This is a genomic window from Acinetobacter lactucae (assembly GCF_013344765.1).
GTDB lineage: Bacteria > Pseudomonadota > Gammaproteobacteria > Pseudomonadales > Moraxellaceae > Acinetobacter > Acinetobacter lactucae_A.
In genome coordinates this window covers 1-255 of record NZ_JABVBF010000471.1, presented here as the reverse complement: position 1 = coordinate 255, position 255 = coordinate 1, and the positions used below count along the sequence as shown (strand labels likewise).

General features: G+C 53.7%; 1 pseudogene. It reads left to right on the top strand.

Going from position 1 to position 255, the window contains the following annotated elements:
* A pseudogene (locus HUN22_RS17895) lies at nucleotides 1-255 on the top strand (hypothetical protein); the annotation flags it as partial.

Genomic DNA, 255 nt, shown 5'->3' with positions numbered 1-255 from the left:
CAGACCGTGCAGCGACGGAAGGACAGGTTGCTCAAGTTGCAACGGACTTGACGAACACCGGCTTTAACATCAGTGCACAAGGTGGCACATCGGACAATGTGAAGTTGGGCGAGACGGTTGACTACGCAAATACTGATGGCAACATCGAGATTACAGCGGGGGCGGACAACCAGATCAACTACAACCTGGCCGATGACATTACGGTTACCAGTGTGACTGCGGGTGACAGCAAGCTGGACAGCAACGGTTTAACCG